Consider the following 20,747-nt stretch of genomic DNA (forward strand, 5'->3'; position numbering starts at 1 on the left):
TCAAGCCAAAAATAGAGAAAATAGTACCAGGGATAGCTTAAATAATTATCGCAAACTTGTTGAGCATCTCCTTACTGAATACGCTGAGATTCCCATTTTTGACAGTTGTATCCAAAATGAAATAAATTTTGATTTGGAAAATGACCGTTATATGTTAATAAATATAGGTTGGTTTAATGAGCAGCGTATTCACCATTGCGTGATTCATATTGATATTATTGACGGTCAGGTGTGGATTCAAGCAAATAATACCGATCGCCTGATTGCTGAGGAGTGAGTTGCAGCGGGAGTTCCTGCCGAATCAATTGTTTTGGGACTTCTACCGCCTGATGTTAGACCTTATACTGCTTATGGAGTGCCTACTAGGGAGCAGCAGCGAAAATCCTTGAAAGTATGATGGAGTGCAAGCGATTTGAGTGGGAGGGCGATTCCCTACGGGATAGCTTCGCTTCACGTACTTCAAAAACTTTTAAAGCAAGCGATAGGAGAAGGTTGTAGAAAAGTGAGGGTGAGAAGGTGCGATCGCCCTGGGATCGGGTGCGAGCGTTTTGACGGGGCGACAAGCAAGTGGAAAGACTTACAAGACTTACGGTTTGAGTTGATATACCTCAAAAAAGATCGGAGTCGGTGTGTTCGGTGATGTTTTTTGGGTTTCTCTCGTGGAAAATGAGGCTGCATCGGGCGCTCGCTACCGATCATATGAGTGAATAAACCTGTCAATAATCCCCTATCTTTTTCGTAGTTCAGCAGTCTTAATGCTCTTATAATCAAAGTTTCAGAGGCGTTCTCATCCCCTAAGTGCCTTTCGTAAAGCTAAGTTTTGCTAAGATGTAATAAATATAGTCATTTCAAATAAAAAAGAGACACTATTGAGCGTAGTAGGCACAGATGAGTTCATCTAAAGATGTGCCAGGAGGAGCATACATTCTGGCTCGCTTTAAGGCACTAAAATCGTGTTCAATATCGTTCATGTAGGCGAGAATATTTTGGGAGAAAAAGAACTTGATGCTCCGTTTCCTCTACCAGTTCTCGGATGGCTGTTTTTCGCTGAATTGGTGCATTATCCATGATTAATATAGATGGCTCCGTCAGAGAGGGTAATAAATATAAAGATAGTCACCCTTCAAAACCTTATGCATTGAGGCTGCCCGTAAAAACCATTGGGGCAATTAAGTCCTTTTTTCCTTTCAGTCGAACCGCTACTAGATTTTCTCTTTTCCCCCGTTTTCCTGACTTTTCGCCCCAGATTTTTTTGCCTCTTTTCGACCAGCCAAATGCACAATCTTGAAACTCTTCAAATCCTGACTCATCAATAAAGACCAGACTTTGACTTCCCGATACTTTAATCAATTCTCTCAAATATCGGTAGTATTTCATTCTTGCTTCTCGGTTTCTCTCTTGGTAACGAAGTTCTTTTTTTTTTCGAGTAATTTTCATTTCTTTAAGAGCATAAGATATGGCACTTGGTCTTACCCCAAACTTCTTGGCTCTATCGATTAATCTGGTATCTGGATTCTCTTTTACATCCTTTTCTAAGGCTTGCCAATCTAGTATTCTCTTACGCCTTTTTACCTGTGTGGCTCTAAGGTCTGTCCGACCCAGCCACCGATATATCGTTGCCACAACTACCTTAAAAAGTCCGGCCGCTTGAGCGATACGACCGCCATTTTCTACATAATCTACTACTCTTTTTCTCAAATCAATACTGTAAGACATTTTTCTAGTGGCTTGACTATTTTTATTCATTTTACCTCATTTTTAAATAGTCTCATACTTATTTGAAATGACTATATCACCCTATTCTCCAGACTTTAATCCGATAGAATTATGGTGGTCACAACTGAAAGCTTTTTTACGTCAGTTCTCACCAACCACTACTAAGATGGTTGATGTTTTACTGGCTACTGCGCTTGAAGGAGTGAATACTAAGCACTTCAAAAACTGGTTTACAAGCTGCTGCTGCTGTACTTCATAAACCTGGAATCCGCTGTATCTGCATGACACCTTAGTGCCGTTTAGTCTAGTGTCGGGTGAGTAAAAAAAGCCATCCCCCAAAAAATCCTTGTTTAGGTAAAATGGCAGCGATCGCCTATTTCCTCCCAATAGTTTCTTCAAGTTAATTTAGGCAGACCAAGCTTCGCGAAAGTCACCATAGAGGGTCAATCCACCATCAATATAGAGCGTTTGTCCCGTAATGTAAGCCGCTTCATCTGATGCAAGAAAGGCAACAGATGCAGCCATTTCCTCCGATGTACCTGCCCGTCCCATTGGGATATGGCTTTCCACTACTGCCTTTTGTTCTGGATTGTCCGTCCAACTTTCATTAATCGGTGTAATTGTTGCACCGGGGGCAATAGCATTGACGCGGATGCCTCGGCTTGCGTATTCCAACGCTATGGTTTTAGTCAGATTTCCCATGCCACCTTTACTGATGGAATAGCTGATATACATCGGGCGGGGAATGATTTGATGCACACTTGAAATATTGATAATCACCCCAGATCGCTGCTGTTCTAACAGATGCTTAATGGTTTCCCGCGCACAGAGATATGCACCTCGCAAATTGACTGCTATCACGCGATCGAATTCATCCGTTGGCACTTCATGGGATGCGCTTTCTGTTTGAATCCCAGCATTATTAATCAAAATATCCAGACTACCAAATTTATCAATGACACTCTTCACCATACGAAGGATATCATCTTCTTTGGAGACATCTCCCTGAACTAATAGCGTTTCAACCCCGCATTCCGATGCTTGTCCACAGGCTTTTTGTAGAGCTATTTCTTCAGTATCTTCTGCCTCTTCTAAGCTTTTGCGATAGTTAACGGCAATATTGCAACCTTCTTGAGCAAGACGAATGGCGATCGCCTGCCCAATGCCTGAACTAGCTCCAGTAATGAGTGCGTTTTTTCCCTTTAAACCTTTCATTATTGCTCTCCCAGAGATTTAAAATAAAATATCTTAACCGAAATCTCAAGCCAACTAGCTTCAACATCAACCAGAAGGTTGTTCTGTCTTTTCCCCACGCCTTTCATCGCGCCAATACTGGGAATAAGGTCAAATGCGCCTGCGACTGCAGCCAGGAACCGTGCATAGGGAATATCCACCAAGATAAACACCACAAAGGTAGAGAGGCCGAAAAAGATTGATAACAGCAACAGAGCCAAAAGAAAGCTAGAAATTTATTTTGGATTGCCCTGGTCCAATCGTCGCATAAGCCGGGTGGAAAGAGCCTCACATCAGATTCCATAGTCGTCTACCATCGATCAGCATAAAGAAGCGAACCACCGTAAGCACAATCACATCTAGCAAACTGAATAACAGATTTTGCACTGTGGAAAAGTCCAGGCAGATTATACCGATGACTTTTTGGTGCAGTTGTTTCTTAAAGGTGCTGAAATCTAACGTAATATTGGGATTTAACAGAAACTATTGAAGTGTTTCCAACAGTGCGAGCGGCGAGTCTAAAAAGTGAGGAACTTGTTCTAATAAATGCTGTGCTTGGGAAATGTGAGCTAATCCTAACATTGCCCTTAACGCACCTAAAATCAATCAATAAGGCAAGTAAAAAAGCCAGCACTACTGCTAGTCAACGAGGGATGAAACGAGATACAAATTTGACGGGTTAGTTCAGCAGAAAGGCGAGAATAGCTGCAAAAATAAAAACAATCAGAACCGTTTCAAAATATGCCAACACCTCCACAATCGCCCAACCAAGCACAAAGAGTAGAAGGTAGCGAATTAGTTGAGCATTGTTGAGGTGTTCCCACATCCGATAGGTGTTAATTTTTGGGTTGTCCTTTACAGCCTGTCAACCTTTCCACCGTTCCTCATCCGCCTGATCAAAAGTTTTGCTATACCTTATTGATTTGATGTATGCTTACCTAACTATTGAAGTTTCCACGCAATTAGACCAACAAGCACAATCAGACCTAATGCTCTACGAAAGTAATTAACGCCTTGAAATAATTCTTCCCAAGCCCAAGTAAACAAAGAGCCAAAGGCTACTAGCTCCAACCCTAAATTAATTTTACCTGTTGTAACAATGAGCGTTAATAAAGTAGCTACAAGCCCCACACTCAGTGGTAGATTAGGCATCTGAGCTATAACTATTTTGCCTTCGCTGTCCCGGAATGTGCGATCGAATAATGTGTTTTCCATGAGTTTATCGTGTCAATGAAATAGATAGAAGCAGCTTAATATTCAATCAATACTGCGGTTTTTTTGGAAAGATAATACAAGCTTGAGAGGGCAAGGACCATAAAAAAGTCGAATTAAATGCCGCGTCAGGAGTGGAGATGACATTGATTTAATTATCTCCAGTGGCTCTAAGTCCTATAAAATCAGGCATTGGGCTAGAGCAAAACTGTCGGCACTATTGAACAGTGAAATATGGGAGTTATCCAGAATCAAGTTTTTTTGCTTTCTATCAATAATTTATTCGGCTTGTTTTTTCCATCATTTTAATTTTTTTATTTGAGTGGTTAGAGTATACTTTTATAGTAAAATTCAAAATTTAAAATATCATCTCTCGCTTGGAATAGTTTAGAGTAAAAAGTGATCTATAATTGGACAGACATCATCGTTTCTTTAGTATCGCATCGAGAGCGATCAACTTCATCCTCGAATCCAAGGTCAGCAATTCACAGGTCTAAACCTTTTCGTCAAGCAGGCTTGAACCTTGGCAGTGCAGTAATGTTTGTTTCCACAGCTTGAAGTGATTGTGTAGCAGCTATTTCTGCTCGATCGCTCTCAGCCTCCTGACTCAGGAAAAATGTGCCCAGCGTTGCTGTCAAATAACCACCTAGCGCGATCGCACAAAATGCCAGCAAAAAACAAAGCACCTGTCCTTGGGCTGTTCTAAGAAATTCGCACTCAAACGCATTAATGCTAGCGGATCCAGTTATGGTGACTATAGCGATCCTAAATCATTTTATATGTAAAAGTATAGCAACCGCCAAGGCGGTTAGAACGCTGTGCTGAGGACATCTTCCAGAGCATCTCGAAGACAGCTAAATCTATCGGTTTGTTAACGAATGCGACTTTTTTGCCCTGACCATCCTTGCTCAATTTTGTTTAAATCTGGCGAATAATGTGCCAAATAGAGCAATCGACATCCTGTGGATTGAATTATCTCTTGAATACGTCCACCTTTGTGGAATGTTGTATTATCTGCTATCACTACTGGTCTAGGTTTTAATACTGGTACTAAACAAGTTTCTAGCCAGATTTTAAATACACTTCGATTACAGGCTCCGTCTACAGTAAATGGTGCTAATAATTTCCCATTACACTCCCGCCGTAATCATATTTATTCGTCCTCTTCTTCTTTTACCACTTTTCAGTGCTTCAAAGCTGTCACCTATCTCATTATATTCATACCCATATTCATCTCGGTCATCCATTCCTGACTCATCTATATAGACTCCTTTTTCTTGGCTATACCTGGCTAACTGTTCTGTGAATTTTTGGCGTTTCTATTCGCACCTTTCTCAATATCCATAAGTATTTTTTACGAATAAAACCAATTTTTTCTAAGGCTTTTGAGATTGTTCGATCGCTAATTTCCTCAAACCATAGTTATGCCATCTCTACTTGTGTTTTATCCCCATGCGCCCTCACAAATTCTTTAAATTGTACCCCCTGCAGTAATTTTATGACCATTACCCAACGGTTGATTGGGCAATACTTCAACCCCCCCTGTTTGGGCAAGTCGTTTTAGCCAGAGACCGATCGTGTTGCGACTAATATTGAACAGTTGACTGGCTTGAGTAATCTTCAAGCCATCGACTTTGATAGCGGGTATCACCTTTTGACGAAAGTCGTAACTGTAGGGCTTGGGCATAAGTTGTACGCTCGCACGCGAACAATTGGGACTACTTACAGTTTATGCCATAACCACCTTGGCGGTTGCTATATCCAAGAAGTGCACGATGTTGAATTACATATTTTTTATGGTAGGCAAGGAATTGATTCTTTAATTAATTCACCTTATCTTAAAAAAATTCGATACTTACCCGATAAAAAGCAAAAAAATTTACAACTTTTCGAGCAGGAAAATGTCTATGAACATGGCAGTATTGGACACAAGGAGTTAGTGGAAGAATTATTCAAATCAGGTATCTGGGTTTATCCTTGCCATACTGCTGCGGGGATTTTCTGTATTAGTGCTTGGAAAGCGCAAGCTGCTAGTTGTGTTCCTGTGGTGACAAGTTATGCAGATTTAGATGACACTGTAAAATTAAATATTAGAATTAATGACTCTGCGGGTAATGAGGAAACTAATAATGCTTTTATTACAGCAGTGATTAACTTGGTAAAAGCTCCTGAAAAACAACAGTATTTAATACAGGAAGCATTAGCTCTTAAAGATTCCTTTGGCTGGAATACAGTCGCTCAACAATGGGAGCAGGAGTTTATATACGCTGAAATTAAGTAGAAAATAATGAATCAACAACCCGCCTTTTGAATGTGGTTCAGGCTTCAGGTGATTCAGGCACCATACAACCGCTATCTTTAAGCCATCAAGATAGTAAAAACCTCCTGCTTATTTACAGTTTTTTTGACGCAATGGATCGAAGCCAGCCACTTCTGCCAGGGTATAAAGTGGCCGGCCCTTCACCTCCTCGTAAATCCGCCCTATATACTGGCCCAAAATCCCAATACTCACCAATTGTACCGCCCCCAAAAAGAAAACTGCCATCATCACAATTGTCAAACCAGTTAAGGCAGAGTTTGGATAAAAAAGCCGCCAGTACAAAATCAAAAAAGCCATTAACACTGATATAAATGCAGCAAACAACCCTAAATAAATCGAAAGTCGGAGGGGAACTTTTGAAAAAGATACTAAACCATTCATCGCTAAACTCAAAGATTTTCTGAAGGTATACTTAACCTCGCCTGCAAAGCGCGGATCACGTTCAAACTTAACTGCGGTTTGTTTAAAACCAATCCAAGCGCGCAATCCCCGAATGTAGCGGTTACGTTCTGGCATGGCGTTGAGTACATCCACCACGCACCTATCCATCAAACAAAAATCTCCCGTATCTATGGGAATATCCACATCAGCAAGATTCCGCAAAATTCGATAATACATATAAGCTGGCAATCGCTTAAACCAACCTTCTTGACGGCGTTGAGTACGCTGAGCGTAAACAACTTGATAGCCCTGCTGCCACTGTTCTACCATATCTATAATTAGCTCTGGTGGGTCTTGCAAATCACCGTCCATGATGACTACCACTTGACCTCTAGAAAAGTTTAAACCAGCAGTTACAGCTATTTGATGACCGAAATTGCGGGCCAAACTGAGGTAACAAATCCGTGAGTCTTTTTCGTGCAATTCTCGCAAAAGTTCCAGAGAGCGATCGCGGCTTCCATCATTGATTAAAATTAATTCTACTGGGGCGTCCATTCGATCCATCACGGCACTAATTCGCCGATACAATTCAGCGAGATTTTCTTCTTCGTTATAGATAGGAATTACCAAAGAATACGTAGGTGTATCGTTCATTGCAGTTTCTGTTTTAAAATCGGCTTTTTAACCGTTAAATCAAAAGTTTCTTTTTACCCAAACACCCTGGTCACTTCAGGAAAGAGGCTCGGCACGTAATTTCGCTTTTTGAGCCAGACAACAGCAACCCACAAAATAGTAGCTTGCCAAAACTTATCTATTTTGTTAAATACGAAAAATAAAATATACCATAAGACTGACACACACCAATCATAAACATCTGTTATCATAGATGTTTAGTCAGAATATAAAAATTACAATCATAACCCATAGATTCAAAATTGCATGACAAATTCTAATGATCTTTGGCAAGCAAATCAAGACTTAAGCGAAGCCTGTCTGCAACATCCCTTTGTCAGAGGCATTGCTGACAGCAGTCTCCCTCAAAATAGTTTTGCATATTACGTTGCACAAGACGCATTTTTTCTGGGAGCATTTGCTCGCGCTTACAGTATCGCTGCCGCAAAAGCACCTGACTGGGAGGGATTTGAAATCCTTCACAATCTCGGTAGTGGCGTTTTAGAAGAACTTCGTTTGCATCAAGGATATGCAGCCAAATGGGGTGTAAACTTGCAAGAGGCAAAACCGGGAATCGCTACCCGCCGCTACACAGATTTTTTATTAGCGACAGCCTGGGGAAGTGGTGTAGGTTTGACAGCCGCCGCGATGACTCCTTGCTTGCGGTTGTATGCTTTTTTGGGACAGCAGCTAGCTAAACCTAATATACCGGAACACGCTTTTAGCGACTGGATTTCCACCTATAGCAGCCCGGATTTTGAGATTTTAGCAAAACGGCTGGAAAGTTTGGTCGATCGCTACGCAGATGCTGGGCCAGAAGTAGAAGCAACCTATCGCTACGCTATGCTATGTGAAAGAGACTTTTTTCAGGCAGCTTGGGAAATAGAGTAAATTAAGTTTCTGCCAAAAATATGGAAAACTATCCTAAGTTACCTACGCCCACGCAGCAAATTTAACAGCCATGTACAGCAGGAATGTGCCAAATAATGTCATAACAGCATATCCCCAACGAGGCTGACTACTCAACACTAAACCGAGTCCCATCGAGAGCAACACAATGCCGTAAGCGTAGCGATGAACCGATTGCAGAGCACCGGAGTTTATCAGTAACGCTAAAGAGCAAAAACCGAAATAGAGGACTGTAATGCTCAGCCTTTTTCCCAAGTACGACAACAAATAGCCACCGCCCAAAGCCATCGCAAATTTACTATAGCAATCCTTGCAGGAGTCGTAAATGTTTTACCCCACCCTAGCCTTCCCCTTACTAAGGGGAGGGAGTAAGAAATTCACAAATGATTTAGGATCGCTATAACAGCTTGCAACCACCAATAATAACCCCAAGAACGCCTAACTATTAATTAGTGCACCTGCTAATTCCACTTGCATTCCCAGAGTCGTCAACCCACGCATCAGCAAAAAAAATAGCGGATAAAAAACTACAGAATTCTGCTGCTCGTCCTCTGCATAGCTGTAGCCTAAATTACAGGTTTCGACGTACCATTTATCGTCCCAGTGTGAAAACAGTTCCCAGCCGCTTTTGGGAAGGAAGCCACTGACAAAACTAAGAGGTGGCCGTCAGGGATACACGGGCGGGTTCTTGCAGACTAAAGGAGCAATTACCTGCATCCGGATCGCCATTATTGATCGGCTCAGAAACCACATAGCAATTACAAAAATTAACCCGTTCCGGCTTTTGGAGCGCGGATGGCGCGGAATTACTTCTAGTCCTAAATCCCTATTTTTCATGGCTAAAACAGCGCAAGAGTGTTGATTTAAAATTAAAGTATTGTCCGCTGCCGAGCGATCGCCAAATATATACGTAAGTACAGCGTGCTACTAATTTTAACGTCCGAGTTTATTGGGAATCCCTTCGCAACCACCGGGAATAGTCTCTCTCGACTTCGCTCCGCACCAAGCGCAGCAGTAATAGCGTTGCTCCTCCGACAGCCGCTTGACACCGGTGAAATCAACATGTTCAACCACAGCACCGGTATGTTCACCCGTTTGATAGTTGGGAAATTCGGTACGGCTGCGGGGAGATGCAGTTTCTGCCGAGCCGTAGAATAAGGCGGCTGCTCTCAGGTCGGCACGAGCGAGATTGGCGTCGTACAAGACAGCGCGCGAGAGGTTTGCTTTCACTAAATCGCACTTGCTGAGATTGGCGCGGACGAGGTTGGCTTCGCTCAAATCCGTCCACCGCAAATCGGTGCCAGCCAGGTCAGCACCCGCTAACATGACATTGAGATCGATAACGCGGATACCGTGATCTCTATCTTCAGCGTAGCCACCGTCGCCGTCAAGGATGGGGCGGCCTAAAAGCCGATCGCGCTTCAGCGGAGTAACCAATCTCGACTGCGACAAAAACCGGAGAATTTTAGCTTTACCTTCAGCATCTACACTGCTCATAATCGCGGCGGTGCGGCCTTCTGCGATCGCCCTTTCCTGCGGCCAGTCTTCCAAAAACCCTTGTTCGTCAAGGGCTAAGTCCGAAACCCCTTGAAAATAAGCATCGATCGTTTGCTGCTGCGTAATTCGATTTTGCTGAATCGTCAAATCTTTCGATATCACGTACTGCCGCCAAGCCACGTAAACGCCCAAAATTGCGATCAAAATTTGGCCCAAAGCGCCGATCAACTCGCCGAGAGCGCCGATGGCGTCCCAGTTGATTTGGATATTGCGGCCTCCCGGTTCAGTATTACTACCGCTGAGCATCAGCAAGCCAACAATCCCAGCTAAAAGCCCGAAGCAAGCGACGATCAGCGTGCGCCAAGTTGGCGGAATTACCTGCACCCAGATTTTGCCCCAACTCGGCCACATTAGCCGCAGCGATATGCCGATCGCACCGACGGCGCCAATTAAGCCCAGCCAAATGTTGTCATTGGCCAGCCCAAAAATCATCGCTGCGATCAACCCCAGCGTCAGCACTGACCCCGACTTCTCAGGAGTCGTTTGTTCCGGCTGCTGCGGCAATAAAATCTTGCGAGTTGGAGGCGACGGCACCGGTTTTTCGGGTTCAGCAGTAGCGACGATTGTCGCTGCTTCTGGTGGCACATTAGGGTTCGCACCGTTGAGACTTTCTACAGTTACGTTAGATTCAGGGCGATTGGGTTGAGAAGAGTTTGGTTCTGGTGTCATGCGTTGAGGCAAATTCTAACTGTGGCTGGTCAATAAAACGATTTTAACCAACGCCGGACAATTCTAGAGAGCATTAAAATAGAAAAATCCACCAATTGCACTCAAAAAGGTAACATAATATGACCCTGGTGCTGCCCAATCTGCAAGGCAAACAAATGGGTCAAGTTCTTACAACAATCACCATAACCAATCGCATCGATCAAGTCCTAGCTGAGCGTGGGTTCATTCCTGCGGGTGAAATTCGTTCATTAACTCTCGATAAAGTTCTAGTCGATACCGGAGCCACTCTGCTTGCTTTACCAGCTTCCATTATCAGCCAGTTAGGTTGGAGCCAACTTGGAGAAACCAATATACAAACTACTGCGGGGGTGAGGAAAGGGCGGATTTTTCAAGAAGATATTATGCTTGAAGTTGAAGGGCGACAAGCAGTGTTTGACTGCCTGGAAATACCCGAAGGAGTTGATGCGGTTTTGCTTGGCGTGATTCCGATGGAAATGCTAGGCTTAGAACCAGATTGAAAAAATCAACGGCTGCGAGTATTGCCAATGAATGACAAATAAACATATTTTGTGGTTTAGTCGATCGGCGTTTACCGTAGCACAAACATCTCGCCTATGATTCCTATCATATCCAGTCAATTACCAGCCCTCAAAAAAGTTTTATTGAGGACTAAACTTCTGATAAAGCTTTTAGAAGTTTAGTTGTCACTACCAAAGAATTTTATTTCGTTTGTTAGAGGGAAACTAATCTCATGGGTTGTTAATTTCTGGGCTACACAAAAAACTGGTTTTTGGGTAAATACAAGTATTTTGCCCTACATCTAGCGAGCAGAATAAGCCTTGAGCAAATACACGCCAAACGTCCCAAATATCAAAACAATTATCCCCAAAACTAACTCCACACTAAACCTTTGAGCATTGCCCAAAGCCACAAGAATTTACTGTCGCACCACAAACGCCAACAGCCAGCAAATCTCCGCCTTCAGCCAAACCAAAAGGCCTCGCCCCAAAAGATATTGCCGGTGAGCGTTCTCAGAAGTAATCGGTACCGGATATTTAAAAGTATGCGGATAGCGCGATACAGCAGTTAAAACCGCAAAAAGAATCGCAGCCACCGCGGGCATGAGCCAAATCGTCACCTTGTCGCCCCAAGTATCAGGCAGCCCCCCCAAGCCGAAATGAATGGGAATTCCATCAGGCAAAACTGCCCAAAACTTGACGATGAGCAAAATCGCCAGCAAAATCGCGATCGCACCCAAAAGCTCTACCGCCACTACAACAGGCGAAAGCCTCAGAGAAATAACCGGCCGTTGGTTTGGTGTGTTTCCAGTCATGGCTACTTAAAATTAGATTAATATTGAAAACAATAGTATTGGTTCCAATTTCATTCCCCAACAGCTTTCGTTGGGGGTTTCCAAACATCCCGCGAGGTTTTATGACGGCTCAGGTCTTGATTGAAAAGAAAAAGTTAGAAAAACCGCCCCTAACAATACACACATTAGGCGATCGCGTCCTGCGGCAGCCAGCCAAGCGCGTCAAAAGCGTCGATGCAGAAATTCGGCAGCTAGTCCGAGAAATGCTACAAACCATGTACAGTGCAGACGGCATCGGTTTGGCCGCCCCCCAAGTCGGAGTCCACAAACAAGTAATCGTGCTCGACTGCGACCCGGAAAATCCAGCTACACCCCCAATCGTTTTGATCAACCCCACCATCAAAAGTAGCAGCAGCGATATCTGCATTTTGCAAGAAGGGTGTTTGAGCATTCCGGGAGTTTATTTAGAAGTCAAACGCCCAGAAGTCATTGAAGTCTCCTACCGAGACGAATACGGCCGCCCACAAACCCTGATAGCAACAGAGTTACTGTCGAGGGCAATTCAGCACGAAATGGATCACCTCAACGGAGTGCTGTTTGTAGACAGAGTAGAAAACAAGCTCGCACTGAATGAAGCATTAGTCAAGCATAAATTTTCCCCAAAGGCAGTAAAATCAGTATGATGGCAGGAACTCCGAAAAGTGGTTTACTCTTAGCTCTTTCGTGCATCACTGCGATCGCGGCAGTCGGCTCAATTTTTGAGCTGTCATCGGGAGAAGCTCAACTGGGCAATTTAGTCACGGGCATCATCCTTGCTCTGAGCGTACCGCTAACTGGCATATTTTTCTATGCAGCCGTTCAGGATGCCAGGGCCAATCTATAAGCAGAGTTATTAGTCATTAGTCATTAGTCAGCAGTTATGAGTAATTAGTAATTAGTCAGCAGCTAACAACCAATAACTGTGGAATAAAGACTGCTCAAAAATAACCTCAGCTAACAGCTCGCGAGTTCATGACTAATGACTCATAACTCATGACTAATGACTCATAACTCATGACTAATGAAATCGGATTTCTGCGACAAGTGCCAGCCAAAGACGCTGTGGGAAACCCAGCATCTCAGTACCAACTTTCTGAAGAAGGGGAATTGGTCATCGGACGCGATCGCAATTGTCAAATAGCTTTAGAGTCGATGGGTCACGGCATGGTTTCTCGTCGCCACGCCACGATCCGTCCCTTAACTCAAGGTACTTTGACGAGATGGGAAATTTGCGACCTCAACAGCGCTAATGGAACTTATATCAACGGAAAAAAGCTCTCTGGCTGCCAAACTTTAGAAACAGGCGATCGCATCAGTCTCGGCCTTGACGGCCCTGAATTTATATTTGAATCTCCCGTAACCCCTTGCCAAAATCAACCCGGATTCCCAGCAGCACAAACGGGCAATTTTGCTGGTAGCGAAAAAGATGCTCTCACTTTAACTCAATTATTCCCCATCGCCTCCACTGGCAAACAATTAAGCCAAAAAGCTTACCTATATCCAGGTATTGCCACAGTTATTGTTGTCGTGTCAATGTTTGTCGCGGTTGGAAATTCCGCAGCATTCAACTTGCTGCTGTCAGCTTACCTCGCCGGCGCGGCTTACTACTTTATCTATCAACTGTGTGGCAAACACAAGCCTTGGTGGGTATTACTTGGTTCGGCGTTAGCTACAGTCCTGATTGTGACCAGCCCCTTATTAATTGGATTTATATTAGTATTTAGAGAAATTTTGCCCGGCCGCCTGCCAACCGAAGGCGAAACAGTCAGTTTTTTGCCTTTTTTGACCCGAATGTTTTTCGGGGCGGGTCTAATGGAAGAATTGCTGAAAGCCCTGCCCGTTTTGGGAGCGATGTTACTGGGAAATTGGCTGCGAAATCCGTGGCGCGATCGAATCGGTGTTTGGGAACCTTTAGACGGAATTCTGTTAGGAAGTGCTTCGGCAGTCGGCTTTACACTGTTAGAAACTCTGGGACAGTACGTTCCCAATGTCATCCAAAATGTCACCCTGCAAGCAGGGGCGGAGGCGGGACAATTAGTAGGATTGCAGTTGCTAATTCCCCGCATTTTGGGTTCCGCCGCCGGACACATGGCTTACAGCGGCTATTTGGGATATTTTATCGGTTTGAGTGCCCTCAAACCTAGGAAGCGCTGGCAAATTTTGGGCGTCGGCTATTTCAGCGCTTCGGCACTTCACGCTTTGTGGAATGCGTCGGGAGCCGTCAGCGTACTTTTGCTAGCCTTGGTGGGAGTTTTGTCCTATGCGTTTTTGGTAGCTGCGATTTTGAAAGCTAGAGCTCTGTCTCCCAATCGAGAGCAAAATTTTGCAACTCGAATATTCTTTTAAAAGTGACTGCTAAGTGCTTAATTGTTGAGGTGCGATCGCACCTCAAACTGCCATTTTTTTCTTGTGTTTTAACCAGGTTAAACCTGCCAATGCTAAAGCTGCAGACCCTGCGGTGAGAGGTTCGGGAACTGGTTCTGGTTCGGTATTCACTAGGGTGTAGGAAACAGGGGTATCACGCACGATCGATCTGGCAACTAGATCTACACTATCGTCTGGGCGTATAATATATACGTCCTTATACCCCCAGAAAAAAGATGTCCACATATCAGAGGACAGTCCGTTCGTAGCCATAGACCAAGATGCGCCGCCACTATACGTGAAGGAAAAAGGGGCTCCTGGTTCGTCTGGAGGACTGATATATTCTCTGATCACTTCGTCGCTGCCACCTGCTTGCAGTCCGCGAAAAGCCCCTTGATAAAATAAAACTGTAAACCCTGCCAAATCGTAGTATTCTTTGGCTTCTCCACCTCCATAATCAGTAAGATTGAGAAAAGTCTCTAATCTTCCCTCAGATACTGCAATTTCTTCAATTCCTATTCCTGTAAGCGAGGAGTTATTCAACTTAAAAAAGCCGCTAGCTTCACCATTTTCTACTTGGAAATTGTAGGTGACTGCGGCGGCTTGTGCTTTGTCTACTCCTACGAATGACACGGCTGAAAACCAACTTAAAATTGTGCTAGCGATCGCACTTCCTAATCTGGGCCTTTGTTTTTGAATCATTATTTTTTATTAAACTTTACGTAAGTCTAGTTTATTTGAGTGAGCAATCGCCCGTAATTATCCGCATTCTTAAAGTAAATTTTTTTGAAGTCAAAGATTACTGAATGTAAGTAACCGAAGTAATACGGATGGATCATCTGTTGTATTTGTATAATTTATGACTTTCACTATTACTTGTGAACAGAAACCAGAAAAATGTTTGATCGTACTCGCCAAATATTCCGATCGGTTTGTGTTGTTGCGGTGCAGCAGACGATCGTCCCAAGGCACATACATATTTTATGTATTTTGTCAATACGCAATTTCCAGACATTTGACGCCTGTATTCTGCCCTTGTGTATGACGAGCTTCTGCTGGATTGGCTGATGCGATAATCGCAACTGAACTTAGAAATTCTTCACAAATAGTTTGACTGTGGTACTATCTGGATGGCTGTGAGTAGCTGAGGGAAGCCAAGGGGCTTGATTCCTGTGGTGGTGGAGGAGAATCCAGGAGTGCTAGATAGGATGTCATTGGGATACGCAAACGTTTTCGCCCAGCGAAGTCAACTCGAACCCCTCCGCATTGGGGTGATTGGGGTTGGCAATATGGGCCAGCATCACACGCGAGTTCTGAGCTTGCTAAAAGATATCGAACTCGTGGGTGTTGCAGACATAAATGTAGAGCGGGGAATAGATGTAGCAAGCAAATACCGGGTTCGCTTCTTTGAAGACTACCGAGATTTGCTCGCCCACGTAGATGCAGTTTGCGTCGCCGTTCCAACTCGCCTGCATCACCCTGTGGGGATGTCTTGTCTCCAAGCGGGTGTTCACGTTTTAATCGAAAAGCCGATCGCGGCTAGCATTGCCGAAGCCGAATCTTTGGTTAACGCGGCTGCTGAGGCCCACCGGATTTTACAAGTGGGTCACATCGAGCGCTTCAATCCAGCTTTTCAGGAACTCGGCAAAGTGCTGAAAACTGAAGAGTTACTGGCATTGGAAGCTCACCGGATGAGTCCCTATTCCCAGCGGGCTAACGACGTATCGGTAGTTTTGGATTTAATGATCCACGACATCGACTTGCTTTTGGAATTGGCAGATTCCCAAGTGGTGAAGCTGACGGCCAGCGGCAGCAGGGCCTCAGATTCAGGTTATTTAGACTACGTGACAGCGACGTTGAACTTTGCTAACGGCATTGTCGCCACCCTGACTGCCAGTAAGGTGACGCACCGCAAACTCCGTTCAATCGTGGCTCACTGCAAGAATTCTCTGACAGAGGCAGATTTTCTCAACAACGAAATCTTGATTCACCGACAAACAACCGCCAATTACGTGACGGATTACGGTCAGGTGCTTTACCGTCAAGATGGGTTGATCGAGAAAGTTTACACCAGCAATATTGAACCGCTCCACGCAGAATTGGAGCATTTTATTAATTGCGTGCGGGGTGGAAATCAGCCTTCTGTAGGAGGAGAACAAGCTCTCAAAGCTCTGCGGCTTGCGAGTTCGATCGAGCAAATGGCTCTCGACGGTCAAGCTTGGTATCCGAAAGAGCTAGAGTCTACTTTGCAAGTTAGCTAAATCGAGACAAATCGTGTCGTTTCCGGGTGCTTTTACAGTTTGGGTTTGTTGTTCGTTGAAGATGGTAACTGTTCCCATGCAACCGGATTCGATGTCAGTCGATTTGAGATTGGACAATTCGGCGTGAGAAGTTCGGCGAGTGCGAGCGTCGAGTTGCCCTCAGTCAAACGATTTTAGATCTTAGATTGACTCTGCAGATGAATCTGGGGGCTTGAACTAAGGTTTTAAATTTTTTGCTCTCGACAACAGAAGTCGTGGGCAAGTATCCATTTTTAGGTGAAGTCACGATTTATGCCAAAAAAGAGCGACTATTTGACGACTGATGGTTTTGCTAACTAGCTGATTTCCTTGAGGACTGAGGTGAATGCTGTCTCGATACAACGTTGGAAGTTCGGCCGCACAATTGAAAATGGGAAGAAAATCTATGTAAGTAATTTTCTCTGTTTCTACGAGTTCGGCGAGACGCGCTCTAGCATTGACTTCCCAGTCGCGAGGGCCCGGGCCGCCGAGTTCGCCACGCTTGGGCGTGACGGCTAGCAAAAACTCGACGTTGGCGGATACAGCTATTTTCTGGATTTGGCTAATAGCTTCTAAGTTAAAGCCTACTAAATCGCCGCTTGTAGCTCCGGGTGCTGCCAATTGGCGAGTCGGCGCCGCAGGGAGCAGGTAGCGGCTCAATAACTCTAGCGTAGCCGATCGGGGTTTGCGATCCGGGTAAGATCGATCGCGCCCCACAACCAGAGAACAGGGAGCCGACGCAAACAAATCGTCCGTATTGAGCAGCAAAACCAAAGCCTTTGCCCCAAAAACACCGAACCGCTTGGCGTAAGCAAGTTGATTCCTCGGCCCCCAAGAATTGGCTGAGGCGTTTAAAACTTCAAAATCTGAATAGTTGACTTGTGGACCTAATTGTGTATGGTTCGCCAGATTCTGTACTAGCAGTCTCAAATTCCGAGCCATAATTTCCGAGATCGTATCTGTCTGATGTGTCCACCAACCACCGTTGGCGACAGAATCTCCCAACAGCAAGAGGCGCAGAGTTTCTGGAGGGGGTATGGGGGCGATCGCTCCACTACGCATCGAATACTCGTTAATCTCAATCCGGTTGCTCAAGCGACGCACCTTCTGGTTAGGCGCCAACAAATAGCCGCACTCGGCATCGGCAATGTAAATCAAGGGATTGCCAAAACCCAGCAGCACCCGCAGCAGCACTTCGATTGCTGCTGCGGGTGCTGCGGTGACAGCCAAAATTATGAGAACAACTTCCACCACTTAACCTCGATAGAGAAGGAAAAACCCCTGCCGACACCAAGGTATAAAAAATAATGCAACAGCAGTCAAGCTCTCAACCCCGATTGTAGTCAGTAGATTAAAGATTAAAGATTAAAGTATTGACTCCACAGATGAATCTGGGAAATCTCCCTAAAATCTAAACTTTTTTTGCTTTCGAGGACTCGTGCCTTGAAGCAAGTATCCCTCTTCGAGTGAGGTAAGTAGGTTGTCCTTGTAAAAACTAAAATCTAAAATCTAAAATGTTATGCCGTCGGGCTTTGAGCAACTTTGCAACCCGATTAAGTCAACCGGATCGCCCTCGTGGATATAGAATTCTAGAATATACCGTCAAAATCCGCCGTCAGCCGTCAGTGAACTTGGTGGTTTCAGGAAAATCCGTGGACTTAAAACAAATATTCAAAACGCCGAATCCCATAATCGGTGTCGTACATTTACAGCCTTTGCCAACTTCTCCCCGCTGGGGCGGAAACCTCAAAGCTATTATCGGAAGAGCCGAGCAAGAGGCTACAGCGCTGGCTTCTGGTGGCGCAAACGGTATCATAGTCGAGAACTTTTTCGACGCTCCTTTTGCTAAAGACAGCGTAGATCCGGCTGTTGTAAGTGCCATGACTCTGGTAGTTGAGAGGCTAACAAATCTCGTGACGCTGCCGATCGGCGTTAACGTGCTGCGAAACGACGCCCAAAGCGCGATCGCCATCGCCTCCTGCACAGGAGCTCAATTCATCCGCGTCAACGTCCTCAACGGCATCATGGCTACAGACCAAGGCTTAATTGAAGGCCAAGCTCACCAGCTACTGCGCTACCGCCGGGAATTGGGCAGCGATGTCAAAATATTAGCAGACGTGTTAGTCAAGCACGGGCGCCCCCTAGGCAGCCCCAACTTGACCACAGCCGTTCAAGAAACGATCGGGCGCGCTTTAGCCGACGCCGTGATCCTTTCCGGCTGGACAACAGGCAGCCCTCCCAATCTCGAAGACTTAGAACTCGCGAGTGCAGCAGCGGCGGGAATTCCAGTTTTCATCGGCAGTGGCGCCTCCTGGGAAAACATTTCCACCCTCATGCAGGCCGCTGACGGCGTAATCGTATCGAGTTCCCTGAAGCGAAACGGCCGCATCGAGCAGCCCATCGATCCGATCCGCGTCAGTCAGTTTGTAGAAGCCGCCCGCCGCAGCTTGTCACAGAAAGAGCGCGAACAGGAAAACAGAGACGCTAATGGCTCAAGAGGGCCCACACCGGAACCGGGCAAACTCACAAGTAAAACGTAAAATGGGAATTGTTGACTGTTGACTGTTGGCAGTAGTCATTTGGCAGTTGGCAGTAGTCAGTAGTCAGTAGTCATCAGTCATCGGTCATTAGTTAACAATTAACAGTCATTAGTCAACAGTCAACAGTCAACAATTCCCAATTCCCAAATTACCAAATCAAAAAATGATTCGCCGACGTTCAACCCCTTGGATTCATCGCTGGTCTAGGACTGTGATGGCAGCGATCGCAGCCATAGGCGTCGTAGAAACGGCCTATCTCACGATCGCTAAATTCACGACTGGCTCGGTCATTTGTCCCACCAGCGGCTGCGACAAAGTTCTCAACAGTCCCTACGCTACAGTCTTTGGCACAGTGCCTTTAAGTTTGTTAGGCTGTCTGGCTTACCTGAGCATAGCAATCCTGGCATGGGCTCCCAAAGCTGTAAATCCCGACACCAAGAAAGGACTGCACTCTCAACTAGAAAACAAAACTTGGCCAGCGCTATTTATCATCACCGCTGCGATGGTAATTTTCAGCAGCTATTTGGTGTATTTGATGGCTTTTGAAATTCAGGAACTGTGCATTTACTGCATCACTTCTGCCTTATTTTCGCTGTCGCTGTTTGTGCTGGTGCTAGTGGGACGCGAGTGGGAAGATATCGGACAGTTGGTGTTTACAGGCATTTTGGTGGCAATGGTGAGTTCGATCGGTGCCTTGGGACTTTATAACAGCGTCAACTCACCTGCTCCTACCGTCTCTACCCCCGGAATTTTACCCCCTGTAGTCACTACAACCTCCGGCCCGGCACAAATTGCTTTGGCCCGCCACCTCCGACAAATTGGCGCTAAAGAGTACGGCGCTTATTGGTGTCCCCACTGCCACGACCAAAAAATGCTGTTCGGCAAAGAAGCAGCCAAAATAATTGATTATTTTGAATGTGATCCCAGGGGGCAAAATTCCCGTGCTGAAATTTGCCAAGCTGCTGCTGCGAATGTTAAAGGTTTCCCGACATGGGAGATTAATGGTCAGTTTTATTCGGGGACGCAATCTTTGAATAAACTTGCTGATTTATCTGGTTACACCGGCTCGCGCAACTTTCAAAACTAACAGGAAGTTGGGAGATTTTAGATGACAGATTTTAGATTGATGGGCAGGAAATATCCTGGTTTTTAACTTAGTTTATTCTTAGCTCTTGCTGCGAAATCAATCTAAAATTTGGCATCTATCTATAATCAATAAAAATATAGTAAAAGTTAGTGAGAACAAAAAAAAATTAAACAAGTTGTGGGTTTCTAGTATTTAGATCAGTGAATAACTACTAAAAATTTTACATAAAAATGCAAGAAACCGGGTTTCTGCTTCCAGAGTGATTTTTGAAATGACATATTTTGGTTGCAAAACCCGGTTTCTGCTCTTGCAGCCCGATCGCATCGAAAAACCAAAAAATTGGATAATCTAAAATCTAAAATCGACTTGCCCGCACCGAAAAACCAAAAAATTGGATAATCTAAAATCTAAAATCTAAAATCGACTCGCCCACACCGAAAAACTAAAAAATTGGATA

20 protein-coding genes and 2 pseudogenes are annotated in these 20,747 nt (G+C 44.8%); 10 read left to right on the forward strand and 12 right to left on the reverse strand.

The window, feature by feature from the left end; translation table 11 throughout:
• The coding region (locus tag QUA38_RS04415) for an element excision factor XisI family protein (protein WP_333159558.1) at positions 1 to 277 on the forward strand (277 nt) is incomplete at its 5' end.
• 589 nt (positions 278 to 866) lie between these two features.
• On the opposite strand, the pseudogene QUA38_RS04420 reads toward QUA38_RS04415, so the two are convergent.
• From QUA38_RS04420 to QUA38_RS04445, 6 genes and pseudogenes are all read right to left on the reverse strand, one after another.
• Positions 867 to 1,716 (reverse strand): annotated as a pseudogene (locus QUA38_RS04420) (IS630 transposase-related protein).
• Between the two features lie 405 nt (positions 1,717 to 2,121).
• On the reverse strand, positions 2,122 to 2,931 hold the full coding sequence (locus QUA38_RS04425; RefSeq protein ID WP_333159560.1) for a glucose 1-dehydrogenase: 810 nt from the start codon (positions 2,929 to 2,931) through the stop codon (positions 2,122 to 2,124).
• Positions 2,931 to 3,170, reverse strand: coding sequence for a hypothetical protein (locus QUA38_RS04430; protein ID WP_333159562.1), 240 nt, complete (start codon positions 3,168 to 3,170; stop codon positions 2,931 to 2,933). The genes QUA38_RS04425 and QUA38_RS04430 overlap by 1 nt, the downstream gene beginning before the upstream one ends.
• 721 nt (positions 3,171 to 3,891) lie before the next feature.
• Entirely contained in the window at positions 3,892 to 4,164 is a 273-nt protein-coding gene (locus QUA38_RS04435; protein ID WP_333159564.1) for a hypothetical protein, read from the reverse strand.
• A 503-nt stretch (positions 4,165 to 4,667) separates the two neighbouring features.
• Positions 4,668 to 4,847 carry a hypothetical protein gene (locus QUA38_RS04440; protein ID WP_333159566.1) on the reverse strand — a complete coding sequence of 60 codons (180 nt, stop codon included), beginning with the start codon at positions 4,845 to 4,847 and terminating at the stop codon, positions 4,668 to 4,670.
• A 188-nt stretch (positions 4,848 to 5,035) separates the two neighbouring features.
• Positions 5,036 to 5,848, reverse strand: a pseudogene (locus tag QUA38_RS04445) (IS630 family transposase); the annotation flags it as partial.
• Positions 5,849 to 5,929: 81 nt separating this feature from the next.
• Here QUA38_RS04445 and QUA38_RS04450 point away from each other — a divergent pair.
• Positions 5,930 to 6,442, forward strand: coding sequence for a hypothetical protein (locus QUA38_RS04450; protein WP_333159567.1), 513 nt, complete (start codon positions 5,930 to 5,932; stop codon positions 6,440 to 6,442).
• 108 nt (positions 6,443 to 6,550) lie between these two features.
• Here the strand turns inward: QUA38_RS04450 and QUA38_RS04455 are convergent, their stop codons facing one another.
• Positions 6,551 to 7,516 (reverse strand): glycosyltransferase family 2 protein, encoded by a 966-nt coding sequence (locus tag QUA38_RS04455; RefSeq protein WP_333159569.1) that lies wholly within the window; start codon positions 7,514 to 7,516, stop codon positions 6,551 to 6,553.
• A 285-nt stretch (positions 7,517 to 7,801) separates the two neighbouring features.
• Between QUA38_RS04455 and QUA38_RS04460 the strand changes: the two genes are divergently transcribed.
• Positions 7,802 to 8,425 carry a TenA family protein gene (locus tag QUA38_RS04460; protein WP_333159571.1) on the forward strand — a complete coding sequence of 208 codons (624 nt, stop codon included), beginning with the start codon at positions 7,802 to 7,804 and terminating at the stop codon, positions 8,423 to 8,425.
• A gap of 42 nt (positions 8,426 to 8,467) precedes the next feature.
• Here the strand turns inward: QUA38_RS04460 and QUA38_RS04465 are convergent, their stop codons facing one another.
• A complete protein-coding gene (locus tag QUA38_RS04465; RefSeq protein WP_333159574.1) occupies positions 8,468 to 8,731 on the reverse strand; it encodes a hypothetical protein in 264 nt (87 codons plus the stop codon).
• Positions 8,732 to 9,376: 645 nt separating this feature from the next.
• Positions 9,377 to 10,669 (reverse strand): pentapeptide repeat-containing protein, encoded by a 1,293-nt coding sequence (locus QUA38_RS04470; protein WP_333159576.1) that lies wholly within the window; start codon positions 10,667 to 10,669, stop codon positions 9,377 to 9,379.
• A 119-nt stretch (positions 10,670 to 10,788) separates the two neighbouring features.
• On the opposite strand from QUA38_RS04470, the gene QUA38_RS04475 reads away from it, so the two are divergent.
• Positions 10,789 to 11,187, forward strand: coding sequence for an aspartyl protease (locus QUA38_RS04475; protein ID WP_333159578.1), 399 nt, complete (start codon positions 10,789 to 10,791; stop codon positions 11,185 to 11,187).
• Between the two features lie 419 nt (positions 11,188 to 11,606).
• Here the strand turns inward: QUA38_RS04475 and QUA38_RS04480 are convergent, their stop codons facing one another.
• The gene (locus QUA38_RS04480; protein ID WP_333159580.1) at positions 11,607 to 12,002 is read right to left on the reverse strand and encodes a DUF1648 domain-containing protein; all 396 of its coding nucleotides are present in this window, start codon (positions 12,000 to 12,002) and stop codon (positions 11,607 to 11,609) included.
• 101 nt (positions 12,003 to 12,103) lie between these two features.
• Between QUA38_RS04480 and def the strand changes: the two genes are divergently transcribed.
• The 3 genes from def (at position 12,104) to QUA38_RS04495 (ending at position 14,366) form a co-directional block, all read left to right on the forward strand.
• A complete protein-coding gene (def, locus tag QUA38_RS04485) occupies positions 12,104 to 12,664 on the forward strand; it encodes a peptide deformylase (protein WP_333151991.1) in 561 nt (186 codons plus the stop codon).
• Positions 12,664 to 12,864 carry a hypothetical protein gene (locus tag QUA38_RS04490; protein WP_199292547.1) on the forward strand — a complete coding sequence of 67 codons (201 nt, stop codon included), beginning with the start codon at positions 12,664 to 12,666 and terminating at the stop codon, positions 12,862 to 12,864. Before def ends, QUA38_RS04490 begins: the two co-directional genes overlap by 1 nt.
• Before the next feature lie 170 nt (positions 12,865 to 13,034).
• A complete protein-coding gene (locus QUA38_RS04495) occupies positions 13,035 to 14,366 on the forward strand; it encodes a PrsW family glutamic-type intramembrane protease (RefSeq protein WP_333159582.1) in 1,332 nt (443 codons plus the stop codon).
• A gap of 42 nt (positions 14,367 to 14,408) precedes the next feature.
• Here the strand turns inward: QUA38_RS04495 and QUA38_RS04500 are convergent, their stop codons facing one another.
• Entirely contained in the window at positions 14,409 to 15,086 is a 678-nt protein-coding gene (locus tag QUA38_RS04500) for a hypothetical protein (RefSeq protein WP_333159584.1), read from the reverse strand.
• Between the two features lie 506 nt (positions 15,087 to 15,592).
• Between QUA38_RS04500 and QUA38_RS04505 the strand changes: the two genes are divergently transcribed.
• Positions 15,593 to 16,645 carry a Gfo/Idh/MocA family oxidoreductase gene (locus QUA38_RS04505; protein WP_333097687.1) on the forward strand — a complete coding sequence of 351 codons (1,053 nt, stop codon included), beginning with the start codon at positions 15,593 to 15,595 and terminating at the stop codon, positions 16,643 to 16,645.
• Between the two features lie 282 nt (positions 16,646 to 16,927).
• On the opposite strand, the gene QUA38_RS04510 is transcribed toward QUA38_RS04505, so the two are convergent.
• Positions 16,928 to 17,914: a GDSL-type esterase/lipase family protein gene (locus QUA38_RS04510; RefSeq protein WP_333159586.1), complete on the reverse strand. Its 987-nt coding sequence runs from the start codon at positions 17,912 to 17,914 to the stop codon at positions 16,928 to 16,930.
• A 401-nt stretch (positions 17,915 to 18,315) separates the two neighbouring features.
• Here QUA38_RS04510 and btpA point away from each other — a divergent pair, with 401 nt between their 5' ends.
• Together btpA and QUA38_RS04520 are read left to right on the forward strand one after the other, a co-directional pair.
• A complete protein-coding gene (gene btpA, locus QUA38_RS04515; RefSeq protein WP_333078231.1) occupies positions 18,316 to 19,203 on the forward strand; it encodes a photosystem I biogenesis protein BtpA in 888 nt (295 codons plus the stop codon).
• A gap of 163 nt (positions 19,204 to 19,366) precedes the next feature.
• Positions 19,367 to 20,290 carry a vitamin K epoxide reductase family protein gene (locus tag QUA38_RS04520; RefSeq protein ID WP_333159588.1) on the forward strand — a complete coding sequence of 308 codons (924 nt, stop codon included), beginning with the start codon at positions 19,367 to 19,369 and terminating at the stop codon, positions 20,288 to 20,290.
• The last annotated feature ends 457 nt before the right edge of the window (positions 20,291 to 20,747 follow it).

Source organism: Microcoleus sp. Pol12B4 (genome assembly GCF_036701385.1).
In the GTDB taxonomy this organism is placed as follows: domain Bacteria; phylum Cyanobacteriota; class Cyanobacteriia; order Cyanobacteriales; family Microcoleaceae; genus Microcoleus.